The sequence below is a fragment of the Actinoplanes sp. NPDC048796 genome (assembly GCF_040650035.1).
In the GTDB taxonomy this organism is placed as follows: domain Bacteria; phylum Actinomycetota; class Actinomycetes; order Mycobacteriales; family Micromonosporaceae; genus Actinoplanes.
Window position 1 is genome coordinate 78,648 of sequence record NZ_JBEZGO010000008.1, and the last position, 23,998, is coordinate 102,645.

14 protein-coding genes and 1 pseudogene are annotated in these 23,998 nt (G+C 73.2%); 8 read left to right on the top strand and 7 right to left on the bottom strand.

Going from position 1 to position 23,998, the window contains the following annotated elements; all coding sequences use genetic code 11:
- Positions 1 to 25: 25 nt before the first annotated feature.
- Entirely contained in the window at positions 26 to 1,552 is a 1,527-nt protein-coding gene (locus tag AB0C26_RS29655) for an acyltransferase family protein (protein WP_360254164.1), read from the bottom strand.
- Between the two features lie 305 nt (positions 1,553 to 1,857).
- Here AB0C26_RS29655 and AB0C26_RS29660 point away from each other — a divergent pair, with 305 nt between their 5' ends.
- Together AB0C26_RS29660 and AB0C26_RS29665 are read left to right on the top strand one after the other, a co-directional pair.
- Positions 1,858 to 2,796, top strand: coding sequence for a CAP domain-containing protein (locus tag AB0C26_RS29660; protein WP_360254166.1), 939 nt, complete (start codon positions 1,858 to 1,860; stop codon positions 2,794 to 2,796).
- Positions 2,797 to 2,909: 113 nt separating this feature from the next.
- Positions 2,910 to 3,659: a L,D-transpeptidase family protein gene (locus tag AB0C26_RS29665; RefSeq protein WP_360254168.1), complete on the top strand. Its 750-nt coding sequence runs from the start codon at positions 2,910 to 2,912 to the stop codon at positions 3,657 to 3,659.
- A gap of 23 nt (positions 3,660 to 3,682) precedes the next feature.
- On the opposite strand, the gene AB0C26_RS29670 is transcribed toward AB0C26_RS29665, so the two are convergent.
- Positions 3,683 to 3,859 carry a hypothetical protein gene (locus AB0C26_RS29670; RefSeq protein ID WP_360254170.1) on the bottom strand — a complete coding sequence of 59 codons (177 nt, stop codon included), beginning with the start codon at positions 3,857 to 3,859 and terminating at the stop codon, positions 3,683 to 3,685.
- Between the two features lie 94 nt (positions 3,860 to 3,953).
- Here AB0C26_RS29670 and AB0C26_RS29675 point away from each other — a divergent pair, with 94 nt between their 5' ends.
- The 5 genes and pseudogenes from AB0C26_RS29675 to AB0C26_RS29695 all read left to right on the top strand — a co-directional run bounded on the left by AB0C26_RS29675 (position 3,954) and on the right by AB0C26_RS29695 (position 9,727).
- Positions 3,954 to 5,288, top strand: a complete 1,335-nt coding sequence (locus AB0C26_RS29675; RefSeq protein ID WP_360254172.1) for an efflux RND transporter periplasmic adaptor subunit — start codon at positions 3,954 to 3,956, stop codon at positions 5,286 to 5,288.
- A pseudogene (locus tag AB0C26_RS29680) lies at positions 5,285 to 5,956 on the top strand (ABC transporter ATP-binding protein); the annotation flags it as partial. The gene AB0C26_RS29675 and the pseudogene AB0C26_RS29680, both read left to right, overlap by 4 nt.
- Positions 5,957 to 6,537: 581 nt before the next feature.
- Positions 6,538 to 7,722, top strand: a complete 1,185-nt coding sequence (locus tag AB0C26_RS29685) for an ABC transporter permease (RefSeq protein WP_360254174.1) — start codon at positions 6,538 to 6,540, stop codon at positions 7,720 to 7,722.
- 46 nt (positions 7,723 to 7,768) lie between these two features.
- Positions 7,769 to 8,659 carry an EamA family transporter gene (locus tag AB0C26_RS29690; protein WP_360254176.1) on the top strand — a complete coding sequence of 297 codons (891 nt, stop codon included), beginning with the start codon at positions 7,769 to 7,771 and terminating at the stop codon, positions 8,657 to 8,659.
- Positions 8,660 to 9,727 carry a GGDEF domain-containing protein gene (locus AB0C26_RS29695; RefSeq protein WP_360254178.1) on the top strand — a complete coding sequence of 356 codons (1,068 nt, stop codon included), beginning with the start codon at positions 8,660 to 8,662 and terminating at the stop codon, positions 9,725 to 9,727. It begins immediately after the preceding gene.
- Here the strand turns inward: AB0C26_RS29695 and AB0C26_RS29700 are convergent.
- Entirely contained in the window at positions 9,714 to 16,637 is a 6,924-nt protein-coding gene (locus tag AB0C26_RS29700) for a hypothetical protein (protein ID WP_360254180.1), read from the bottom strand. The two genes, AB0C26_RS29695 and AB0C26_RS29700, sit on opposite strands and share 14 nt — an antisense overlap.
- A gap of 513 nt (positions 16,638 to 17,150) precedes the next feature.
- Between AB0C26_RS29700 and AB0C26_RS29705 the strand changes: the two genes are divergently transcribed.
- Positions 17,151 to 18,056 (top strand): pirin family protein, encoded by a 906-nt coding sequence (locus AB0C26_RS29705; RefSeq protein ID WP_360254182.1) that lies wholly within the window; start codon positions 17,151 to 17,153, stop codon positions 18,054 to 18,056.
- On the opposite strand, the gene AB0C26_RS29710 is transcribed toward AB0C26_RS29705, so the two are convergent.
- The 4 genes from AB0C26_RS29710 to AB0C26_RS29725 form a co-directional block, all read right to left on the bottom strand.
- Complete coding sequence (locus AB0C26_RS29710; protein ID WP_360254184.1) at positions 18,022 to 18,750, bottom strand: Crp/Fnr family transcriptional regulator; 729 nt, start codon at positions 18,748 to 18,750, stop codon at positions 18,022 to 18,024. The two genes, AB0C26_RS29705 and AB0C26_RS29710, sit on opposite strands and share 35 nt — an antisense overlap.
- A 15-nt stretch (positions 18,751 to 18,765) precedes the next feature.
- The gene (locus AB0C26_RS29715) at positions 18,766 to 19,371 is read right to left on the bottom strand and encodes a hypothetical protein (RefSeq protein WP_360254186.1); all 606 of its coding nucleotides are present in this window, start codon (positions 19,369 to 19,371) and stop codon (positions 18,766 to 18,768) included.
- Between the two features lie 68 nt (positions 19,372 to 19,439).
- Complete coding sequence (locus AB0C26_RS29720) at positions 19,440 to 20,975, bottom strand: FAD-dependent monooxygenase (RefSeq protein ID WP_360254188.1); 1,536 nt, start codon at positions 20,973 to 20,975, stop codon at positions 19,440 to 19,442.
- Positions 20,976 to 21,055: 80 nt separating this feature from the next.
- The gene (locus AB0C26_RS29725) at positions 21,056 to 23,809 is read right to left on the bottom strand and encodes an AAA family ATPase (RefSeq protein WP_360254190.1); all 2,754 of its coding nucleotides are present in this window, start codon (positions 23,807 to 23,809) and stop codon (positions 21,056 to 21,058) included.
- Between the last annotated feature and the right edge of the window lie 189 nt (positions 23,810 to 23,998).

Genomic DNA, 23,998 nt, shown 5'->3' on the forward strand with positions numbered 1-23,998 from the left:
AGATTTCCTCGGCTCCGCCCCCGGATCAGTCCCGGGCGTGCTGTCCCCGGAACCACTCCGTCGCGTCGTCGGGGCCTGACTCCCGGGGTTCCTGCGAGGCGCCCCACCCGGCCGGGAGGGCGGGTTTGGCTCCGGGATCGCCACCGAGCGCGCCGGCGCGGCGGCCCGCCACCGGAAGGCCGGGGTCGTCCGTGTGCGGGTCGGCCGCCACCGGGTCCGGCCGATCGATCGGGCTGGTCGCCGATGAGCCGGGTGCCGAAGTGCCGGGCCCCGCTGGGTCGGGCGCCGCCGGGCCGCGGTTCTCCGCGCGGGGGATCGGTGGCCAATTGGCGGGCAGACGGTGCATCGCGGAGGCGGCGGTCTGCCGGCGCTTGGCGTCGCCGAGGTTGGCCATCGCGGACGCCGTGTCGCTGACCCTGGAGGCGCGACTCGGTGCGGCGGGGGCGCTGAGGGGAGCGGCGGGAGCGGAAGGGCTGGCGGGGTTGGCGACGGTACCGACGGGCGCGTCGGCGGAGCGGGTGGAGGGGCCGGCCGGCCAGAGCCGGGGCCGGCGCTTGGCGGCCAGGTCCTCGACCCAGCCGAAAGCCAGCACGGCCAGGATGGTCAGCAGGAAGGCCGCGAGCAGGTCGCCGGCGTGGCCGATGCGGTCGCCCAGGTCGTCCAGGGCCAGGAAGGTCAGGACCGGCCAGACCGCGGCGATCGCGATGTTGTGCCACAGGTAGATGGTGACGGCCCGGTTGTTGATCAGGGTGACCGTGCGGTCCAGCGGCTTCACCTTCGGCAGCCAGGCCATCGAGGGCTGCCAGCGGAGCGCGATCAGCACGAACGCCAGGGACCACAGCGCCTGCGCCTCGGAGATGTCGTTCAGGTCGTACGTGCCCTCGTCGCGCATGAAGTAGTAGGCGCCGGCCGCGAGCACGAGCGCCACCGGGCCCGCGATCCACAGCTTGAGCCGGGTCAGGCGGCCGTCGTGGTGGGCGAAGCCCGCCACCCAGCACGCGCCGTACGTCACGAAGTCCCAGAGCGCCGCGTCGGCCGTGTCCGGCAGCGTGAAGCCGGTGACGTCCAGCGCCGCCATGATCGCCAGAGGCAGCGCGACAGCGGCCCAGCCGGCCTTGCGGTAGAGGAGGTAGAGCACCGGGGAGAGCAGCACGAACCACAGGTAGGCCCGGATGTACCAGAGCGGCTCCCACACGTCGAGGGCCTGGTCGCTGCCGGGCGGGTCACCGATCGGCACCAGCCAGAAGAGCAGGCTCGGCACACTGAACGGGTGCTCGCCGTCGCTCTCGGCCGCCCAGCCGGTCACCAGCATCACCGGTACGGCGATGAGCCCCAGCAGCCACAACGGGGGGAGCAGGCGCCGCAGCCGGGAGGTGACCACCTGGGCCGCCGCGCGCTTGTCCAGGGAGGCGGCGGTGAGCGAGCCGGCCAGCGCGAACATCACGCCCATGGCGGGGAGCAGGACGGAGAGCCACGGCCAGCCGTACAGGTGGTACACGATCACCCGGACGATGGCGGCGGCACGAAGCAGATCCAGGTATCGGTTACGCACCGCGAAGACCTTGCCAGTCCGGCCACTGTGGCGGGACCGTCCGGCCGGTTGCCAAGACAACCTCGCAGGCTTACCCCGTACGAATGAACTGTCCGAATTGTCTGTGCGGTTGTGCGACACCCGTGCTGCCCTCCAGCGAGGTATTTCCCCTGCTCGCCCCGCGGATCGAAGGCATTGCCGCCGATCGGCGCCGGGATACGGCCGGCCGGAAGGTCAGTGACCGCGGCCGGGTCGTGACGTTGATCCCCGGCGAGCGGCGCACCGGAGAAGGCCGGGCGCCCGGGAATCGATGGGGTTTACGGGGCATGCGGAAACCTGTAGTGGTCGTCTGCGCGGCGGCGTCGGCACTGTTGCTCGCGGGCGGTGTCGCGGCAACCACCGCGGATGCCGGCGAGAGGCCGGACACGCAGGGGTGGGGAGGGTTCGCCTTCCCCGGGTGGCCGTTCTTCGGGGCGGATCACTCCGACGACGGCCGGTATTCAGATGTGGACGAGGAGCCGGACGACTACCGGGACTCCGACGACCGCCCGAACGTAAGCGACGACGACAACTCGATCGACGATTACGACAATTCGGACGAGGAGCGGCCGGCCTTCTCCTACCGTCAGCAGGACGCCCAGCGGGCGGCCGACCAGCGAGCGGCGGCCCAGCGGGCGGCGGCTCAGCGCGCGGCCACCCAGCGGGCGGCGGCGCAGCGGGCGGCGGCTCAGCGCGCGGCGGAGCAGCGGGCCGCCTCGCAGCGGGCCGGCGTGCAGCGCCAGCAGGTGCAGCGCCAGCAGGTGCAGCGGCCGTCCAGCGTGATGGACGCGGCCCGGCGGAACGTCACGGCGGCCGACATCTCGGCGAGCCCGTCCGCCCCCGTACAGCAAAGGGTCCTGGTGTTGGTCAATCAGAACCGGCGCCAGGGTGGCTGTGCACCACTGGAGCTTGACCGGCGCCTCATCGAGGCCGCCAATCGGCACGCGGCCGACATGGCCCGGCGCGACTACTTCGAGCACGACTCGCCGAACGGCGACAGTGCCGGCGACCGGGTGAGCCGCGCCGGTTACGACTGGAAGCGCTACGGCGAGAACATCGCGCGGGGCGCGGACAGCGCGTGGGAGGTCGTCGACGGCTGGATGCACAGCCGGGTGCACCGCGAGAACATCCTCAACTGTGATCTGCAGGAAATGGGCATCGGCCTGGCGATCGACCGTGAACACACGACGTACTGGGTGCAGGACTTCGCCACCCCGATGAAATAGTCCATTTTGTACGCCAACTGACTACCGGATTCGCGCCACGGCGCTTCCCCGGGACCTGTGTGTCGCACGGCTGTGCTTCGATATGCGAACACATTTCCTGGGGAGGAACCACATTGGGAGTGAGACGGGTGGCCGCCCGCCTCACCGGGACCGCGATCGCGGTCCTGGTCGGCGGGGGTCTCGGCGCCGTGGCGCTGTCACCGGCCGGTGCCGGCGCCGTGGTGAGCAAGCCTGTGGCCGCGGTCGTCGTGACCAAGGCCGCAGCCGCTGGCTGCGCCACGGGCAAGTACCAGAAGCAGGTCGAGACGCTGCTCAACAAGCTCGGCGGCTTCGGCAAGATGTCGGTCGACGGCAAGCAGTCCGCGACCGACTGCGCCAACATCAAGAAGTTCCAGAAGAGGTACGGCATCCAGCCGGCTCAGGGTCTCGCCGGCCCGACCACGTTCGACGTGGTCACGCGCCTGGCGAACACCAAGGTGGCCGACTGCAAGGCCGCCAAGTCCGGGGTCACGTTCTGCGTCAACCTGACCAGGCAGACCTCGTGGGTGATGAAGAACGGCAAGCGCATCACGCCGTTCACCGTCGTCCGCACCGGCATGAAGGGCTACCGGACGCCGGCCGGTAAGTACAAGATCAACAAGCGCACGACCAAGGAGTGGTCCGACCCGTACGAGGTCTGGCTGCCCTATTGGCAGCGTTTCAAGGGTGGGATGGGCTTCCACCAGACCACCACGTACATCCACGACAAGTGGCGCGGCTCACACGGCTGCGTCAACCTGCTGCCGGTCGACGCCAAGGCGTACTACGGCATCGGCAAGATCGGGATGACGGTCAAGACGTTCGGCCGCCGCCCCGGCACCTGACGTCGTCCGCCAGGCGGGTCGCGTTACGCGGCCCGCCTCCGCGCGTGGGTGGTGAGCACCTCGTTTGCCCCGAAATGACGCTCGACCCCGCCCGACGTGACCAGCCACAGGCCGTCCCGGTTCAGCGTGTACCGCACGTCGGTGAACCGGCTCACGCTGTCATCGTGATGCACGACCGTCAGCTCGTCGGCGCTAATCATTTCCACCCCTTGTTCATCGGTCGGCGCTGCTCCGTTCTTTACGGATCCGGCGGCTCAGGGGGTTCATTTCCCGCCGCGGCATAGAGTGGCGGGCGTGACCCGCTCACGCCCCCTGGTGATCGCCGCCGCGATGATCTTCCTGGTCAGCTCCACGGCCGCCTCGTGCGGCGACGACAAGAGTGGGGTCGGTCTCGGCCAGGCCACCCTCGGCACAGTGGCCGAAATCGTCGAGGCACCGGGCTCGGTGACGGCCCGTGCCGCCGCCACGGTCAGCGCTCCCGCCTCCGGCACCCTGGCCGAACTGCGCGTCGAGGCCGGCCAGCAGGTCTCGAAGGACCAGGTGGTCGCCGTGATCGACTCTCCCGAGCTGGAGGCCCGCCGGCGCGCCGCGGAACGCGCCGTCGAGCAGAGCTCCGGCGGTTCGGTCACGGTGGGTGACACCTCGGCATTTATTGCTGTACGCCACCAGACGGACACCAACGCCGAGAAGGCGTACCAGGAAGCTCGAGCGGCGGCGGCCCAGATCACCGACCCGGCTCTCCGCCAGGCGCTGTCGCAGCAGGTCGACGCGGCCCGCCGGCAGTACAACCTGGCCTCGGCCGCGGCGGCGGCCGCTCTCCGCTCGGTCCAGCAGGGCGTGGCGTCCCTGGGCGAGGCGGTGAACTCCCTGTCCTCGGCCCAGCGGCTGCAGGCCGAGCAGGCGTACGACCTGGCCGACGCCGCCGTCGAGGCTTTGACGCTGCGCGCCCCGGTCGCCGGCGTCGTGCAGCTCGGCGGCGTGGCTAGCGGCGGCAGCCCCCTCACCGACCTGCTGTCCGGTGGCGCCCCTCCCGGTTCCTCTCCTGGCGGTGGTTCATCTCTTCCCGGCGGTTCTCCTCTTCCCGGCGTGGACGAGGCCGTGCCGCGGGGTGCTTTCGTGGCCGCCGGCACGCCGATCCTCACGGTGGTCGACGTGAGCAGGCTGGGCCTGACCGCCGAGGTCGACGAGACGGACGTCCTGCTGGTCAAGGCCGGCACCGCCGCGACCGTCGAGCTGGACGCGGCCACGGGCGCCTCGTACCGGGCCAAGGTCCGCTCGATCGACCTGCTCCCGACGACGTCCGCGCGGGGCGGCGTCTCGTACAAGGTCCGCCTCGACCTGGACACGGCCGGCACCGACGCGCCCACCCCGCGCCCCGGGATGAGCGCCGTCGTCCGCCTCCAGGTGCGCGAGGCCGACGACGCGGTGACGGTGCCGGCCTCGGCGATCATCAGCGTCGACGGCAAGGACACCGTCTGGACGGTCCGCGGCGACCGGTACGAGCGGGTGCCGGTCACCCTGGGCGTGCAGGGCGAGGACGTCGTCCAGATCACCGACGGCCTGAACGCCGGCCAGCGGATCGCCGTCTCCGGCGCCGACGAGATCCAGCCCGGCGACAAGGCGCCGTGACCGCCCCCGCCGCCATCGTGGCCGAGAACGTCAGCCGCACCTACGACCTGGACGGCGTCTCGGTGCCGGCGCTGCGCGGGGTGTCACTGACGGTCTCGGCGACCGACTACGTGGCGATCGTGGGAACCTCCGGCTCGGGCAAGTCGACGCTGATGCACCTGCTGGGCGGCCTGGACCGCCCCAGCGGCGGCAAGCTGCTGATCGGCGGCCGGGACGTGTCGACCCTGAACCCGGCCGAGATGGCCCGCCTGCGCAACGAGACGATCGGCTTCGTCTTCCAGTCCTTCCACCTGCTGGCCCGAACCACAGCCCGCGACAACGTGGCGCTACCCCTGGTCTACCGCGGGGTGGGCCGCCGCGAACGCCGGGCCCGAGCCGCGGAGATGCTGGAACGGGTAGGCCTGGCCCACCGCCTGGACCATCGCCCCAACCAGATGTCCGGCGGCGAACAGCAGCGGGTGGCCATCGCCCGAGCCTTGGTGACCGGCCCTTCGGTCCTCCTGGCCGACGAGCCCACCGGCAACCTGGACTCCACCACAGGCCAGTCGGTGCTGACCCTCCTGGAGTCCCTGAACGCCGACGGCGTAGCCATAGTCCTGGTAACCCACGACAGAGACGTAGCCGCCCGAGCCCACCGCCAGATCCTCATGCGCGACGGCCTGATCGTCGACCCCCCACCCGCCCCACCCTCGCCGCCTGAAACGGCCGCTTCTGTCTCTTCACCCTCGCCCCCACCCACATCGCCCGGAGCCGGTTCTTCGTCGCCTTCGCCCGCGTCGCCCTTGCCCTCGCCTCCTCCGGCGCCGCCCGCCTTCTCCTTGTCGCCGGACATCTCGCCTACGTCGAGCCCTTCATTTCCGCAGGCCCCCTCTTCCTTTGCGGACATTTCGCCCGCGCCAAGCCCTTCTCCCTTGCCGGACCCTTCGCCCGCGCCAAGTCCTTCTCCCTTGCCGGACCTTTCACCCACCTCGCGCCCCTCCGCCGACCCGGACATTTCGCCTACGCCGGGCACTTCCGCCTTGCCGGACTCTTCGCCCGCGCCACGTCTTTCCTCCCTGCCGCACATTTCGCCCACGCCGCGCACCTCCTCGTCGCCGGACATTTCGCCCGCGCGGGGCACTTCCTCCCGGCCGGAGATTTCGCCCGCGTCCGATATTTCGCCTGAGCCTCGTGATCTGGGGCGAGCCGGTGTTCAGCGAGAGCCGGATCGTCCGGACAGCCCGCGCTCGCGGCCGGTGGGGGAGGGCCAGTGAGGCTGGCTGAGGCGTGGCGGGTGGCTATCGACGCGCTGCGGGCCAATCGGCTGCGCAGTGTGCTGACCATGCTCGGTGTGGTCATCGGGGTGGCGGCCGTGGTGGCTCTGGTGGCGATCGGCACCGGGACCAAGCGGCAGATCGAGCAGCAGGTGGAAGGGCTCGGCAGCAATCTCCTACTTGTGGTTCCGGGGCGGCTCCAAGCGGGGGCGGCGCCCACCGCCTCGACGCTGACCATGGATGACGTGGACGCCGTCACCCGGGTGGTGGGGGATCGCGATCGGGTGGCGGTCACCATCAGTTCGGGGGAGACGGTTCGGGCCGGGTCGCGGTCCGCCTTCGCGAGCATGCAGGGGGTGCTGGAGACCACTCCCACGGTGTTCGTACGGAAGCTTGATCGAGGGTCTTATCTGACGCGTACGGATGTGACGACCGGGCGGCGGGTGGCTGTGCTCGGGGCCGGTGTGGCGACGTCGCTTTTCGGGGACCGGGATCCGATCGGGCGGCAGGTCACCATCGGCGGGGTGCGGTTCCGGGTGATCGGGACGTTCGAACGGCTGGGACAGAGCCTCGGCGTCGACCGGGACAGCGAGGTGCACGTGCCGGTCACGGCGGCGCAGCGGCTGCTCGGCACCGACCGGATCGACGGGCTGGCCATCCGGGCGCCGGACCGGGAGCGGATCGGCGCGCTCGGGACGGCGGTGGTGGCCGCGCTCAGCGACCGGCATCCCGAGTCGGACTTCAGCGCCGTCACCCAGGAGCAGATCCTCGGGGTGCTCGGCGACATCCTCGGGGTGCTCACCGGCGTGCTGGCCGCGATCGCCGGGATCAGCCTGCTCGTGGGCGGGGTCGGCGTCTCCAACATCATGCTGGTGTCGGTGCGGGAGCGGACCCGGGAGATCGGGCTGCGGAAGGCCGTCGGCGCCCGGCCGCGCGACATCGGCGTGCAGTTCCTGTTGGAGGCCGTGCTTCTGACGACTCTTGGTGGCGTACTGGGAATGGCCTTGGGAATTTCCTCCGCCCTTCTCGTGGATCGGCTGTCGCCGGTGCCGGCCGCGATCACGTGGTGGTCGTTGACGCTGGCCTTCGGGGTGTCGGCGGCCGTCGGCATCGTCTTCGGCGTGGTGCCGGCGCAGCGGGCGGGCAAGCTCGACCCCGTTGTCGCCTTGCGCACAGAGTGACCGGGCGGCTGCGGTCGCGGCGGTGGCGTCGGGAAGGCTGAGCCGCATGAGACGGGAACCGCCGGCGCCGCTGCTCGTCCTCACGGCGATCGCCTCGGTGCAGGTGGGCAGCTCGATCGCGCACGGGCTCTTCGACGACCTGGGCGCCAACGGGGTGACGTTCCTCCGGCTGGCCCTGGCCGCGGTGATCTTCGCCGTGGTCACCCGGCCCCGGATCCGGTCGTGGAGCCGGCCGGCCTGGCTGGCGGCGGCGCTGCTCGGCGTCGTGATGGCCGGCATGAACCTGATCTTCTACCAGGCGATCCGCACCGTGCCGCTGGGCATCGCGGTCACCGTAGAATTCCTCGGCCCGCTGCTGCTCGCGCTCGTGCAGACGCGGCGGCTGCTCGACCTGCTGTGGGCCCTGATGGCGGCCGGTGGTGTCCTGCTGCTCGGCCTGGACAACGGCGGCTCGGCCCCGATCACCGGGCTGCTCCTGGCCTTCCTGGCCGGGCTGTTCTGGGCCGGCTACATCGTGTGCAGCGCCCGCCTCGGCGGTCTCGTGCCGGGCGCCGGTGGCCTCACGGTGTCGTTGTCGGTCGCGGCCCTGATCGCGCTGCCGTTCGGCGGTGGCGCCGTGCCGGCTCTGGCCGGTCACCCGTCATGGCTGATCGCGGCGACCGCGGTGGCGCTGCTCTCGTCCGTACTCTCCTATGGCCTGGAGATCCACGCGCTCCGCAAGATCCCGACCCAGGTCTTCGGGATCCTGATGAGCCTCGAACCGGCCGCGGCGGCCGTGGCCGGGCTGATCATCCTCGGTCAGCGGCTGGGTGGCGCCGAACTCGTAGCGTTGGTGCTGGTGACGCTGGCCAGTGCCGGAGTGACGCTGGCGGGACGGGACAAGACTCAGGAACAGGCGGTCCTCGCCGAAGGGTCAAGGGAGACGAGGAGGACGTGAGTGCCGTTCCGCATCCGCGACAAGCCGGGCGCTGCCCGGAGTGTCGCGTATTTGATGCTGGCGGCCGCTCCCGCCAACTTCGTCACCTGCGTCGTCCTGCCCGGCTCGCGGCCGCTCGGCTGGGTCATCGCCACCATCGTCATCTGTACGTTCCTGGTCGTCGGCGGGCTGATGTGCCTGCGCCGGCCCGAGAAGGTGCCGCACAGCTGGTGGCTGATCGCGCCGTTCTTCGCGACCGCGCTCATCACGACCCTGAACCAGCTCTCCGCCGACGCCAGCACCGGCGCCCAGCTGTTCTATCTGTGGCCGGTGCTGTACTCGGCCAACTTCCTGAGCCGCCGGCTCATGGCCGTCACCCTGGCCGTGATCTCCCTGGCTCACGCGTCGGTGGCCTTCCGGGTGCTCACGACGGGGCACGCCCTCTCCGACTGGTTCTCGCTGACGGTGGCGTTCGGGCTGACCATGGTCGTCGTCTACAGCCTGCGCCGGCGCAACGACACGCTGCGTGAGGTGCTGGAGACGCAGGCCCTGGCCGACCCGCTGACCGGCGTGGCCAACCGGCGGTCCTTCGACAGCGAGCTCGCCCGCGCGGTGTCCTGGTCACACCGCACCGACAGCCCGCTGGCCCTGCTCACGGTCGACATCGACTACTTCAAGAAGATCAACGACACCTGGGGCCACGCGGTCGGCGACCGAGCGCTGCAACATGTGGCAAAGGCACTTTGCGGTACGGCGACCGGTCCCGACGACGTGGTGGCCCGCCTCGGCGGCGACGAGTTCGTGGTGCTGCTCCGCACGGACCGGATGGCGGCCCGCCGGGCGGCCGACGACGTGCGGGCGGCGCTGGACGGGATGGACGGCCTGCCGGGCGGGCCGCCCGGGCTGAGCATCGGCATCGCGCTGCTGCCCGACCACGCGGAAACGGGCGACGAGCTGATAAAGGCTTCGGACACGGCCCTGTACGAGGCCAAGTCGGGCGGCCGGGGCCGCACGGCCATGGCCCACCCGGCCGCGGCCCGGCAGAACGTGGACCGGGTGCGGCCGTCGACCTCGGCTAACTACGCCTGACGATCGGCTGCTCGGCGGTGGGCTCGTCGAAGGCGGCCGGTTCTTTTTCCTTCTCAGGTTCTTTTTGTACGTTTTCTGTCTGTACGCCTTCTTTTTGTACGCCGAGGATGTCCTCGCGGCTGCGCGGGTACGGGCCCCAGCCGTCGCGCAGGACATGGATGTAGACGGCCTCCAGGCAGACGCCGACGCGGGCGGCGAGCTCGCTGTCGTCGGGCCGGCCCAGACGTACGGCCTTGGCGAAATGGTCCAAAGCCTCCATGTGACGGCCCTGGTCGTAACAGCTGCGGCCGGCGTTCTCGTGCACGACGCTGCGCAGAAGCTCGGGAACGTCATCGGAGGTGGCCTTCGCGAAGAGGCGGTCCGCCTCCTTGAAGTCGCGCCGCAACCGCAGAATGTGCGCGAGCTCGGCCTGAGCGATGACCATCGACTGCACGTCCCGGGCCGACTCGGCGTGCGCCAGAGCGAGCCGGCTGGCGGCGGCGGCCATGCCGAGCTCACCGAGCAGGCGGTACACCTCCGCCCGTACGCTCAGAAGCCCGGCCTTGGCGACGTTGTCGACCTCGTCGGCCAGCGGCCCGTCAAGCTTCTCGCCCAGCTCCCGCAGCGCCTCCCGGTCCTCGACGACCTCCCGCAGGGTGCCACCGTCGAGCCGCCACCGGATCGCCTCCAGGTCAGCCGCGGACAGCGTGGGCCGCTCGGGCTCGGGCTCCGGCTCCCGCCGCCGCTCGGCGGCCTCGGCGAGCATCCGCTGCTCGATCCGCTTGCGAACAACCTCCGCATCCATCGTCGACGGCCCGTCAGTGCTGTCGCCCGGTTCCCCGTCGACCGAAGGCCCCACGTCGGCGACATTGCCCAGGGCCATGGCACGGAAGAGGCTGGTGACGTCGAGATCGATGACCACGCCGTCACTGGACCGCTTCAGCACCGGTTTGTCGTCCCGCTCAGCGGCGGTCTGGGGCGATGTGTCGTCGCCCATGGGCTCCGCGCCGTTGGTGGGCGCCGTTCCGGGGTGGGTGGCGGGCTCCCGACCGGCGGCCTCCGGGCTGCTGGCGGGCTCGCCGCTGTCGGCGGCTGCGTCGCCTGCCGTGGTGCCGCTGGCCGCTGAGCTGCCGGCGGCCGTACCTGTCACGGCTGCGGTGTCGCTGACGGCCTCGGTCGCGGCCGGCGCGGGGCCCGCGTCCGGCTCGGCCTTGGAGGTGAACCACATGCCGCCGAACTCGGTATCGGCGGGACGCGGTGGCTGCGCGTCCGGCCCGGACACCTCGAGCCGGGCGATCGGCCGCAGGTTGTGCAGCGTCCCATCCGGATCCATGTACGGCGCGGCATGCGCACCCAGCCGCTGCTCGCCCGGCTTCTCGGCCGCGGGGGCACCGTCGTCCTCGGCTCGCGCCGGCCCGGCATGCCGCGCGGTACCTGATTCCGGCCGCCGCCCAGCGCTAGGCCACGCCGGCGGCGACTGCTGACCCTGGCCGTCCCCGGCTGTCTGTGGACCCTGGCCGTTCCCGGCTGACTGCTGACCCCGACCGTCCCCGGCTGTCTGTGGACCCTGGCCGTCCCCGGCTGACTGCGGAGCCCGGCCGTCCCCGGCTGACTGCGGAGCCGGGCTGTCTGCGGGCGGGCGCTGCGCCGGAACCGTCGGCGCGGTCCCCTGAGCACCACCACCACCAGCAGCTGCCGGCGCGCTGACCGGCGCCGAAGCAAGCGACGTCGGCCGAGACCCGCCAGCCGGCGAGATCGGCCCACCCGGCACCGGCCGCACATCACCGAGGGACCCCGGCCGAGCCGCGGGCGTGGAAGCTTCGGCCTGGACCGGCGCCGCCCAACCGCCGGCAGCCTGACCGGGCTGAACAGACGCTGTCTGACCGGGCGTGGTCCGGCCGTGCGCCATCTGATCCGGCACGGGTCGGCCTGGTGCCGCGGCGGGCGTGGGCGGGACCGAGTTCTGGGCGTGAGCTGCCGAGGGCGGCGGCCACGCGGCAGGCGAACCCGGCGAAGCAGAACGCGACGGCATCGGCCCGCTCGCCGCCGACCCGGTCGGCACAGGCCGATAGGCGGTCGGATCGTCATCGACGCCCGGCGGCGCGGACGTCGGTGCGATCGGTCCACCGGGCACCGGCGGAGCCGAAGGATCGGCGGAAACAGCCGGTGCACCCGCAGCACCACTGGGCGCCCAGGGAGAGGGCTCCACTCGCCCGCCGGTTTGAGGCGCACGAACAGCATCGGGCGCGGGTACCTGCGGGGCCGGGTGCTGGTTCGGCTGAACCTGCCGGTGGACGTCCTGCGGAGAACGCGCCTGGTGCAGAGGATCCGGTTGCGCGTACGCCGTCGGGCCCGTGGACCGCGTGCCGTTCGCCGGTTGGTTCTGTGACGCCGGTTCCGGCTGCGGCGAAGCGCCCGGTTGGGTGTAACTCTGCGGCGCGTTGACCGGTGGCCGTTGACCAGCCGGCGAGCCCTGAGGCACCGGGGCCGGCTGAACCGGACCAGCCTGCCGGGGGACGCCGCCCTGCCCCAGCTGGGAATGCTGCGGGACGCCGCTCTGCCCCGGAGGCTGCTGCGGGACGCTGCCCCGCCCTTGGTCGGGCAGCTGCGGGGCGCTGCTGTGGGCCGGGTAGGGCTGCTGCGCGGCGTTGCCCTGAGCCGAGGGCTGTTGCGGGGCGTTGCCGTGCAGCGGCTGGGCTTTCTGCGCGGCGCTGCCCTGCATGGGATGGGGTTGCTGTGCGGCGATGCCGTGTCCCGGGTGGGCTTGCTGCGCGGTGCTGCCCTGCGTCGGGTGGGCCTGCTGCGGGGTGCTGCCGTGTCCCGGGTGGGCCTGTTGCGCGCTGCTGCCGTGTCCCGGGTGGGCTTGCTGCGGGGTGCTGCCGTGTCCCGGGTGGGCCTGTTGGGCGCTGCTGCCGTTCGTGGGATGGGCCTGCTGCGCGGCGATGCCGTGACCCGGGCGGGCTTGCTGCGCGGCGCTGCCCGGAATGGGGTGGGCCTGCTGGGTGGCGCTGCCGTGCGTCGGGTGGGGCTGGGGCGGGGTGCTGTGCTGCGGGTGGTGTTGCGGCGCGGCGTGTGGGACGGCCGGCGGTTGGGGGTAGGGCTGCGGTCCCGGACCGGCGTAGGACTGCGGAGCGAGGTCCTGCGCCGGGGCTGGCGGCTGGTGCCCGGCGCCGGGGAAAGAGATGGCCGGAGTGACAGGGGCGGCTGGGGCGGCCGAAGGCGCCTGGTGGTCCGCCGGCGGCCGTGGGGCCGCGGGGGAGACCGGCGGCGTGAGGCCGGTCGTGGGCAGGGCCGGCGGAGGTGCCTGGTCGGCGACCATGGACCACGGGCCGTCCGACTCGGAGAGCATGACGTGCGCGGTGCGCGGGCTGCGGCGAGGGCGGTGCTCCTGAGTGCCGTAGCCAGGGTGAGGACCGTCGAACGCCTGGGCCGAACCGTCCTGCTGCTGCGGCGGGAGGCCGAGGCGCGAGTTCGTGGTCGCGGGGGAGCCACCGCCGGCCGGCGGTGGCGCGGGCGCGGCGGTGACCCGGCCGGCGGCCGGCGGAGCCTGTGGTGACGACGGCGGACGGTGGGCCGGCTCGCGGTGAGCGTGCTGTCCGTCGGTGCCGTGGTCGGCGTCGAGCGGAGCGCGCGCGGGACCGAGAGGCTGCGTCGGAGCCATGGCCGACGTTGGCTGCGGCCCGCCGGTGTTGGTTCCGGCATCGTCCGCGCCGGCTCGCGCCGGCGACGAGGCGCTGGTCTCGACGCCTGCGGCATGGCCGGTGTGCGGCGCGGCACCACCCGGGGCAGCCGGCGGAGGTACGGCAGCAGCCGGCCGCTGCGGCTGAGCGGCCGCAGGCTGCGAGTGAACCCCCGGTTGACCAACGGCAGGCTGCTGGTGCGCGCCCGGCTGGCTCGCGGCCGGTTGCTGGTGGGCGCCCGGCTGACTCGCGGCCGGTTGCTGGTGGGCGCCCGGCTGACTCGCGGCCGGTTGCTGGTGTGTTCCGGGCTGGATTGTTGCCGGCCATTGGTGTGACCCCGGTTGGCTGGCGGCACTTTGCTGGTTCGCGCTGGGCTGGCTGGCGGCGGGTTGCTGGTGTACTCCAGGCTGGCCTGCTTCAGGCCGTTGATGTGCCCCCGACTGCTGGTCCACGCCGGGCTGGCCGGCGGCGGGCTGCTGGTGTGCCCAAGCTTCAGGCCGTTGATGTGCTCCGGGCTGGCCGGCGGCGGGTTGCTGGTGTGCCCCAGGCTGGACTGGCTCAGGGCGTTGGTGTGCTCCCTGCTGGGGAGCTGCGGGCTGCTGGTGCACAACCGGTTGGGCGGCGGCGGGTTGCTGGTGCGCCCCAGGCTGGGGCGCCTCAAACCGTTGGTGTGTTCCCGGCTGGGCCGCCGCGGGGTACTGGTGTGCACCGGGTTGGGCGACGGTGGGTTGCTGGCGGGCCGGTGGCGGGACAGCCGCGGGCTGCTGGCGGGCCGGTGGCGGGACAGCCGCGGGCTGCTGGCGGGCCGGTGGCGGGACAGCCGCGGGCTGCTGGTTCACGCCGGGCTGACCAGCGGCGGGGTGCTGGTGTGCCGGTGGCGGGGCAGCCGCGGGTTGCTGGTGTGCCGGTGGCGGGGCAGCGGGGGGCTGCTGGTGTGTGGTGGCCGCGGGCTGTTGCGGGGTCGGCTGCGGCGGGGTCACGGGTGCGGCCGGCGGTGGGCTTACGACCCGTGCGGCGGGGGTGGGGGCGTGGGTGCCTACGACGCGAGGGGCCGTGGGTGGGTCGGCCTTGACCACGCGTGGAGTGGGGGGCGGCGTCTCCTTGCCGATCACCTTTGGGGGCGCGGGTGGGGACGCCTTGCTGAGGACGCGCGGGTTGTCGTTCGGTCCGCTGGGGGTGGCGTCGTCGGGCGAGTCCTGGGAAGCGGGCTCGTGGCTTTCGTCGCTCGGTGCGGTGGTGGCGGGAACCCGGTCCGGCTCGGGTCGGGCTGCCTCCGGTTCGTCGCGGTGGCGGTCGGCGACGATCTCGCCCTCGATCGTGCGGGCGGGGCGGTCGTCGAGGATCTCGCCGTCGATGGTGCGGGGGCCGCGAGCGGCCGGCTCCTCGGCGGGCCAGTTCTGCGAGTCGCCGGCCTCGGCGGGCCAGCGCTCGTCCAGCGGGTCGTGCTCGGCCGGCCAGGGGCGCCGCCCGTCGGCCGCCTGCGAGGGCCACGAGCGCTGATCGTCGTAAGCCTCGACGGGACGGCGGTCGTCGTAGGCCTCGACAGGACGGGCCTCGGCGGGACGGCGGTCGTCGTAGGCCTCGACGGGACGGGCTTCGGCGGGATAGCGGCCGTCGTAGGTCTCGGCGGGACGGGCTTCGGCGGGATAGCGGCCGTCGTAGGTCTCGGCGGGACGGGCTTCGGCGGGATAGCGGCCGTCGTAGGTCTCGGCCCGGCGGCGGTCGTCGTACGCGTCGGCTGGGCGCCGGTCGTTGGAGGCGTCGGCCGGGTAGTAGTCGTCGTAGGCGGGAGCCTGGCGGCGGTCGGAGTGGCGCCGGCGGTCCGGGCGGTCGCGCGGGTCGTCGGCGGGGTGGCGGTCGGCCGGGTAACGCTCGTCGAGCTCGAAACGGTCGTCGAGGTCGAAGCTGACGCGGTCGCTTCGGCGGCGGGAGCTGCCGCGGTAGTCGTCCTCGTAGCTGCGGCGAGGGTCGCGTGGGTCCGCGTCGTCGCGGTGGGGTGGCTCGTCCCAGATCATCGCGGTGCGTTCGCCGGTGCGGCGCCCGCGATCGTCGGTGGGGAAACCGCTGCGGCGCGCACGCTCGTCGGTGGGGTCACCGGTCCGGCGCGCACGTTCGTCGGCGGGGGCGTCGGTACGGCGCCCGCGCTCGTCGATGGGGGCGTCGCGGCGTGCACGTGGGTCGGCGGAGGGGATGTCGGTGCGGCGGCCGCGCTCGTCGACGGGGAAGCCGGGGGCGTAGTAACCGTCCTGCCGGCGAGAGTCGTTCGGAGCGCGACGCGGGTCGTCGGCGCGGCGGCGTGGGTCGCCGTAGGAGTCGTAGGGGCGGCCGCGGTTCGGTGCCGCCCGGTCCTCCGAGGACTCCGCGGGCCGGTTGGGCCGGTCGCCGCGGACGGTGCCGTCGCCGTCGGCCACCCGGCGCGGGCGCTCCTGGCCGGGGCGGCGGTAGAGGTCCATGGGGTCGCCCGGCGCCGGTGCCTCCGGTACGCGGGCGCGGCCGCTCGCCGCGGGCCGCATGTCGCCCTCGGTGCGCCGGCCACCTTGCTGAGCGGGGCGCGGCGAAGGCGCCGGCCCACGGCCGTCCGAGGAGGGTGTCCGCTCGGGAGAAGGGGAGGGCGCCCGCTCGGGAGAAGGGGAGGGTGTCCGCTCGGGGGAAGGGGAGGGCGAGGGATCGGCGGGGCGGCCCCGCCCCCGCTTGCGGCTCTCCGGCGGGGCGGCCTTGCCGGCCAGGCGGCGCCAGCGGCTTCCGGGGCGGCGTTCGGGGGTGGGCTCCGAGTAGTCCTCGTCCCAGCCGACCGTGACGGCGCCCGGTTCGGGGCCGTGGCCGTAGGCGACCAGGTCGCGGTGGTCGAACGGCTCGTCGATGTCGTCGTGCAGGTTGCTGTCGTGGCGGCGGGCGCCGCCGTCGGCGATGGGGAACTCCGGGTTCTCGAAGTCGGCGCCGAGTTCGGGGCGATTGAAGTCGACGTCGTCGAAGTCGTCGCCGGCCAGGTTGGGCTGGGACGTGTCCACGGGGGCGAAGTCCGGGTCGTCCAGCCAGCTCGGGCGCTGGGTGTCGAAGGCGGCCCGGCGCTGGCGGCGGGCCGCGAGCTCGTCGACCGGTGTGTCCTCGTCGCTGGCCGAGCGCTTGGTGGGTATCACCGGCTCGGGGCCGTTGCGCCGTACGAAGGGACGCTCCTGAACGACGGCCGCGTTCGGCACGAGGGAGTACTCGGAGTACTCCTCGTCCCAGTATTCGTCGTCCTCGAAACTCATGAGGCGACCCCTCGCGGCATGCTGCCCCCCGTCTGTCACGCGTGCCCGGATCGTCCCCTCCCACGCGGTGGATGTGGAAGGTTAACCACGGATTTGCGAACAGCGCTACCGCCCCCGGGAGCGCTCCCCGAGGCTCGGGGCGTGGTTCGTCGAGGGAGAGTACGGACAACCACGGGATGGGGTTCAAAGGTGATCGCTCAACTTAAGGCACTCTTAAACACGTATTGAGGACCTCTTTAGGGCTACCCACTGGTAACAAAGTGGCGAAGGCCACCGTGGCTTTTCACGGATCTTGGTGCTATCGGATGTCACGGTGGATGAGCAAGGCACACAGACCTCCCCAGCCCCGGCCGGCGACCACGCCCCCGTTTCCAACGGTCGCCACCGCGCTAACTCAGGGCTCTCACACCGACTTGCCCCCCATGACGGTGTGAGGGAACTTCTGCGCGGCGTGGCCGGGAGAGGCGGCGGTGGGAGCGCGCCCCACCGCCGTCTCGCATTTAAACTCTGCCCATGAGCGAGCTGCTCGAAGGAACACCCGTCGCGCTCGGCGGCCCCCGCGGTTTCGCCGTCACCCGCCTGTTGCCCGCCAAGGGCCGGCGCATGGTCGGCGCCTGGTGCTTCCTCGACGCGTACGGACCGGTCGACCTCACCGGAACCCCCGGGATGCGCGTCGCCCCGCACCCGCACACGGGCCTGCAGACCGTCACGTGGCTGCTCGCCGGCGAGGTGCTGCACCGCGACATCCTCGGCTCGGTGCAGGAGATCCGCCCGGGCCAGCTCAACCTCATGACCGCCGGTCGCGGCATCGCCCATTCCGAGGAGACTCCGGCCGGCCATTCCCCGATCCTGCATGGCGTTCAGCTCTGGGTCGCGCTGCCTCATGCCGTACGGGACATGGCCCCGGCCTTCGCCCACCACGACGATCTGCCCGTCGTCACCCGGGACGGCCTCGCCGTGACCGTCCTGATGGGCTCGTTCGAGGGCGTCACCTCACCGGCCGTTACCCACACCCCGCTGATCGGGGCCGAGCTGAGCCTCGACGCGGGCGCCGAGGTCGACCTGCCCCTCGATCCCGCCTTCGAATACGCGCTCCTCACCCTCGACGGCGCTCCCACGGTCGACGGCACCACCCTCAAGCCAGGTCCTCTGCTGTACGCCGGTGACGGCCGCCGATCCCTGCGCCTGTCCGCCTCGTCGGCTTCCCGCCTGCTCCTGCTCGGCGGCGAGCCCTTCGCGGAACGCCTGGTCATGTGGTGGAACTTCGTGGCCCGCGATCACGACGAGATCGTGCAGATGCGCGCCGACTGGGCCGATCACACGCCCCGCTTCGGCGAGGTCCACGGCTACGACGGCCCGCCCCTGCCGGCCCCGCCGATGCCGATCACGCGTCTGGTCCCGAGGGGCCGGGCTCGATAGAAGAGGGTCCGAACCCGATAGCGGCGAGCGCCGCCTGGTCGAGCACGACGATCCGCCGGTACGCGGTGGCGATCAGCCCGGCCGCCCGCAACTCCTGCACGGCGTTCTGCACCGTCGCCCGGGACACCGCGATCATCGCGGCCAGCTCGGGGTGGCTCAGCGGCACCGTGATCTCGACGCCGCCGTCCGGCCGGTCCCGCCCGCACGTCTCGGCGATCTCGGCCAGCAGCCGGGCCAGCCGCACCGGCGCCGGGTACACCGCGAAGTCGCTGCGCCGCCGGTTGGCCCAGCTCAGCTGCCGCGCGATCATCGCCATGACCAGGGTCGAGGCCGCCGGATGCCGGCGCAGGAACTCCTCGAAGGCGTCCTTGGTGACCACGCCGGCGTGGACGGTGCCGCAGGCGGTCACCGTCGCGCTGCGCGGGCTGCCGGTCAACGGGCCGATCTCGCCGATCAGCTCGCCCGGCAGGCGCAGGCCGAGCAGCGTCGCGAAGTCGGCCGTGGTCACCTTGACGAAACCGCTCTCGAGGACCACCACGTGCGATCCGAGCGCCCCCTCGCGCAGGATCGGCCGGCCGCCCTGGTAGCGGTGCCGGGCGCTCAGGCCGAGCAGTTCGCCGGCGGCGGCCGGCGTGAGGCCGCCCAGGAACGTGCCGGGCGGCCATCCGGTGCGCCGCGGGAACCGGTCGGCCATGTGTCCATGATGGCCTCAGCGGGCGTGCCGGAGAACCTCCGTGAGCCGGCTTTCGGCCCGGGTGGCGGCCAGCCGCCCCCGGTGCAGCACGGCCAGGTCCTCGACCGCGCAGGCCGGCGGCCGGTACGCGTTGGCCGCGGCCAGCGCCGGATAGCGGCCGGCCCAGGCCAGCAGCGCCTCGCGCAGCGCGGGCAGCACCGGTTCGGGCGAGTCGCCGGGGTCGGCGGCGCGTTCGGCGAAGTGCTGCCGGTACGGCCAGAACGACCACACCTTCGTTTCGTCGATGAGCTGTTCGACCGGGTCGGGCCGCTGGTAGCGCAGGGCGATCTCGATCGAGCGCATGCCGCCCTCGGCGATCAGCTCACCCACCATGGCGTGCCGGGCGCGGACCCCGGTCACCTCGTAGAACGTGCTGCGGCAGCCGCGCGGCCGGACCGCGCCGACGATGGTCTTCCAGGTCAGTGGACGTTCGGGCCGGCCGGCCAGGAGCTCGGCCACGGCCTCGTAGTAGATGATCTTCGTCTGCCAGTGGTTGCGCCGGGGGCAGGGGTTGCCGGCGAGCCGGGTGTACCAGCCGGCGATCGTGGTCTGCCCCAGGTCCTCGATGATCGTTGTTGACATCGTCCCTCTGTCCCATCCCTGATCCGCTGGGAGATGTCGAGCGTCGCCGGAGTGATCCGGCCCTCGCATCACGCGTTCTCGTATAACTGGTGTCGTACGCCCGTCACTTGGTCGAGCACGCCGTCGCAGTCGGGCGGCGGCCCGTCGGCCCGCCAGGCCACCTGCTGGTCGGGCCGGATCAGCACCAGTCGCCCGCACCAGGCGGCCGGCATCGGCGCCCCGGCCATCGGCAGGTGGCGCATCGGCACGCCCCGCGCCCGGGCCGCCGTCACCAGCGGCCAGCCGCCCTGGTCGTCGGTGAGGTCGACGAGGGTGAGCTGCGGGCCGAGACGGTCGAAGAACTGCTCACCGCCGGCCAGCCGGAAGGCCGGTGGCCGAAATCCGGGGGCGCCGGTCATCCCGGCCGGTCCGGTGCCGGCCGGGTCGAGCTGGGGCGCCTCCTGCCGCAGGATGTCGACCAGCACCTCCCGGTCGGCGCCCGAGGCCACCAGGCGCTGGAACCGGCTGCGGGTCTGCCCGGCCCGCCGGCCCAGCTCCCGGTCGAGCAGGGCCTGCCGCCGGCGCTCGGCCTGATAGCCGGCCAGCAGGTGCTCGCCGGCCCAGCCGTGCACGGCGGCGGCCAGCCGCCAGCCCAGGTCGACGGCGTCGCCGATGCACGTGTCGACGTCGTTGCCGGGCGGCTCGGCCTGGTGTGCGGCCTGCCCGGCCAGGAAGACGCGGCCCCGGCGGTAGGCGCGGGCCACCGACGGCGTGCCCGCCCGCTGTGCGACCCCGATGATCTCCGGTGGGTCGCCGGCCAGCCCGAGCCGCTGCGCGAGCAGGCCGGCCGGGTCGGCCACGGCGGCCTCGTCGCCCTCGGACAGGGGCAGGTGGGCGACGCACAGGTCGCCGTCGTGCCCGGTGAGGACCGTGCTGCCGCCGGTGATCACCGCCGACGGGTGCGACCACCGGGCGGCCAGCCCGGCGTCGCGGAAGGCCACCGTCAGATAGGTCGCGGCCGAGCCCAGATCGTCCATCTCGAGGCCGGCGCAGCGGCGTACCGTGCTGCCGGCGCCGTCGCACCCGGCCAGGTAGGCCGCCTCGATCACGTGCCGCCGGCCGGACCCGGCGTCGATCACGGTGGCGACCACGCACTCGGCCTCGGTGCGCAGGTCGGTCAGGGTCCAGCGGGACCGCAGCTCGATCAGCGGATGGTCCAGGGCCCGGCGCAGCCGCGCGGCCAGGCGGGAGCCGGCGATCAGCAGGTACGGCTCGATCGGCGCGGTGCCGTCGGCGGTCGCCGCGTACGTGCCGCGCAGCTCGGTGACCGAGGGCAGCCGCCACACCAGCAGCGGCTCCCGGTCGACGGCGCGGGCCCAGACCACGTCGACCGGGCCGTCCGGGTCGACCCCGGCCGGGCGCAGGTCGCCGGCCAGGCCGAGGCGGCGCAGCAGCTCCATGTTGCGGCCGTTGACCAGCAAGGGCTCGAGGATCCGGGGTGGACCCCCGGAGCGCTCCACGACCATGCTGGGCACACCGTGGTGGGCCAGCTCCAGTGCGGTGAGCGAGCCGGTGACACCGGCTCCGGCCACGAGCACCGGCGTCCGGAACGCGGCTGTCGGCATCGGCGTCCCCTTGGCGGTGGGGGTGATGGGCGGGTTACTCCGCCATCCTCGTCAGCCCGCGTCGTTCGTACATCACGTGTTCACGTGGTTCGGGCGCCGCACTCCTGCACGACGAGGGTGGCGAGCTCGACCCGCCGGCGGATGCCGAGCTTGGTGAAGATGTTGCGCAGGTGCGCGTCGACGGTGTGCCGCGAGATGTAGAGGGCCTCCGCGATCTGGATGTTCGTGCGGCCGGTGCCGACCTCGAGGGCCACCTTGCGCTCGGCCGGGGTGAGCTGGGGAAGGCACGTGTCGGCCGGTGCGACGGCGATCCCGGTGCCGAGCATGTCCTGTACGCGGCGGCGGGCCCGGTCGGCGCCGGCCGCCGTCAAGAGGGTCAGCGCCTCGTCGCCCCAGGGCCCCCGGCCGAGCCGGGCCGCGTCCTCGAGCACCGCCGCCAGGGCCAGCGGCCGGCCGATCGCGCGGAACCGGTCGGCCGCCGCGAGCAGCTTCTCCAGGCTCCGGTTCAGGACGCCGTCGGCGTACGCGTGTCCGGCCGCGGCCGATCGCGAGGCCGGGTTGGCGGCGGCCAGCCGTTCGGCGGCGTGCACGGCGGCCACGGCCTCGCCCGGGTGGCCGGCGTCGCGGGCGATGCGAACCAGCTCGGCCGCCGCCGCCGGGTCGTTGGCGAGCAGGGCCGGGCGCTCGGGCAGCGTCCGGTAGAAATCGCGCAGCAGCACGAACGCGGCCGGCGTCTGGCCGCAGGCGTCCATCAGGACGGCCTCGGCCCACAGCACGTCCTCGGGCACGGCCGTCACACCGCCCTCGGCCAGCCGGCGTACGTGGCCGAGGTGTTCCTGCGCGGCCGGCAGGTCGCCGCGGAGCACGGCGACGCGTATCAGCATGCCCAGCAGCGGCATGGCCAGCGCGTGCGCGTTGTGCCGTTCGGCCACCCCGAGACCCGACTCGGCCTCGACCGCCGCCTCCTCGAGCCGGCCCCGGGCGTACAGCAAAGAGGTCTGGAAGTAATGCCACAGCGGCTCGGCCCAGGAGGAGCCGGAGCGGTCGGACTCGCGGCGCCCGGCCCGGATGACCTCCTCGGCCTCGTCGAACTCGTCGAGGACGGTCAGGGCCCCGCCGAGCCAGATGCGCGGATGGCGCTGGGCCGCCTCGCCGCCCTCGCGGTCGGCCAGCTCGGTCGCGGCCCGGGCATGGGCCAGCGAGTCGCCGAGCCGGCCCTCGGCGAAGGCGACCAGGCTGCGCCCGGCCAGGCCGAACACCGCGGCCCCGTACTCGCCGGCCCGCCGCCCGAGATCGTCGGAGCGGGCCCCCGACTCGTCGGCCTCGGTCAGCGCGCCGAGGTAGCAGAGCGCGTGGGCCCGTACGGCGTAAAGCCGGGCTTGAACCGCGAGCGGGACGCCCGTGAGCCGCAGCGCCTGGTCGGAGTAGCGCACGGTCATCTCGTTGAGGCCACCGTGCTTGCAGGCCTCGGCCAGGCCGAGCAGCACCAGCGCCTCGGTCTCGGTGTCGAGGCCGGCGCCGAGCACCTGACCGCCCAGCTCCCGCGCCTCGGCCAGCCGGGCGGCGGCGGCGAGCAAGCCCACGGTGTCGGCGATCAGCGCGGGCCGTCCCGGGTCGCCCGGCTCGGCCGCGGCCAGCGCGCGCAGCATGACGTCGGCCGCGGCGCCGGGCGCGACCCGGGCGATCTCGCGGGCCATCGAACGGACCATGCGGACCGCGTCGTCCGCGCCGGAGCGGCCGCTGCGCAGCTGGTGCTCGGCCACCTCGAGGGCGGGCCGGTCGAGGGTCGCGGCCTCGCGGTGCAGCTGTTCGCGCATCAGCCGCGGCACGGTGTTGTAGACCGCCTGCCGGACCAGGTCGTGGCCGAAGGCCAGGCCGCCGCTCGCGTCCTCGACCAGGAAGTCGGCCATCGCCTCGTCGATCGGCGGATAGAGCTCGGCCGGCTTGTGCCCGGTCAGCCGGGCCGCCTCGTCGAGGGTGAACGGGCGGGCCAGGACCGACACCGAGCGCAGCAGCCAGGCCGCCGGTTCGGACAGCGTCTCCACGTTCTCCCGCACCGAGTCGACGAAGCTCGACGGCAGATCGTCGCCGACCACCGAGCCCACCCGGTCCGCCACCACCAGCTGCCCGGTCGCGACCAGCGCCTTGAGCAGCTGCTCGGTCCGCAGCGGGTTGCCCAGGCAGGAGGCGGCGAGCGCCACCACGGTGTTGTCGACCTCGGCGCCCACCACGTCCACGCTGAGCTCGGCGATGGCCCGCTCGGGCAGAAGACCTAGGCGCATCGGTGATACGCCGTCCCGCTGCAACCAGCGCATGAGCTGGTGACCGGGTGTCTCGCGGTCGTCGGGTGACGGCGGCCGGTGCGCGAACAGCCAGCGCACCGGCGAGGAGGCCAGCCCGGGGATCAGCTCGCGGACGGCGAGCGCGCTGAGCTCGTCCATCCACTGGGCGTCGTCGATGATCACCAGCAGGGGCCGCTCGCCGGCCGCCTCCTCCAGCGACGCCCGCAGCCGCTGGAGCGCGCCGAGCGGATCGGCCCGTTCCGGTTCCTGCCGGGTCAGCCAGGCGAACGCGGGCGCCTCGGGGGTGCACTCGCGCAGCGCGCCGGCCAGGGTGACCAGGGGTGCCGCCTGGTCGAGCCGGAACGCCTCGCGGGCGGCGACGGCGATGCCGCGCGCGGCGGCCAGCCGGGCCGCGACGTGCAGCAGCGCCGACTTGCCGATGCCGGGGGCGCCGGTCACCACGTGGCAGCCGCCGGCGCCGGCCGCGGTGTCGTCCAGGACCCGGGTCAGCAGCTCGACCTCGGCTTCCCGGCCGACCAGCCGCCGGATCATGTCGGGGGACCTCATCGGCCTCATACGTATCACGAAGCGGTGCCCGGCGCATCGGGCGCGGGTACCCGTCACGGGTCAACTACCCATTCGGCTAGGTCAATGTCCGCGAAGCGTGCCGAGCTGCGATGACGCCACCCCGGCCGGGGTCCCACTCGGACGAGCAGTGCCGTCCGGTGCCGGTCCGTCAAT

Coding starts and splice junctions, on each gene's coding strand:
- AB0C26_RS29660 (WP_360254166.1), top strand. CDS start 1,858: ATGCGGAAACCTGTAGTGGTCGTCTGCGCGGCGGCGTCGGCACTGTTG.
- AB0C26_RS29670 (WP_360254170.1), bottom strand. CDS start 3,859: ATGATTAGCGCCGACGAGCTGACGGTCGTGCATCACGATGACAGCGTG.
- AB0C26_RS29690 (WP_360254176.1), top strand. CDS start 7,769: ATGAGACGGGAACCGCCGGCGCCGCTGCTCGTCCTCACGGCGATCGCC.
- AB0C26_RS29700 (WP_360254180.1), bottom strand. CDS start 16,637: ATGAGTTTCGAGGACGACGAATACTGGGACGAGGAGTACTCCGAGTAC.
- AB0C26_RS29705 (WP_360254182.1), top strand. CDS start 17,151: ATGAGCGAGCTGCTCGAAGGAACACCCGTCGCGCTCGGCGGCCCCCGC.
- AB0C26_RS29710 (WP_360254184.1), bottom strand. CDS start 18,750: ATGGCCGACCGGTTCCCGCGGCGCACCGGATGGCCGCCCGGCACGTTC.
- AB0C26_RS29715 (WP_360254186.1), bottom strand. CDS start 19,371: ATGTCAACAACGATCATCGAGGACCTGGGGCAGACCACGATCGCCGGC.
- AB0C26_RS29720 (WP_360254188.1), bottom strand. CDS start 20,975: ATGCCGACAGCCGCGTTCCGGACGCCGGTGCTCGTGGCCGGAGCCGGT.
- AB0C26_RS29725 (WP_360254190.1), bottom strand. CDS start 23,809: ATGATCCGGCGGCTGGTCGGCCGGGAAGCCGAGGTCGAGCTGCTGACC.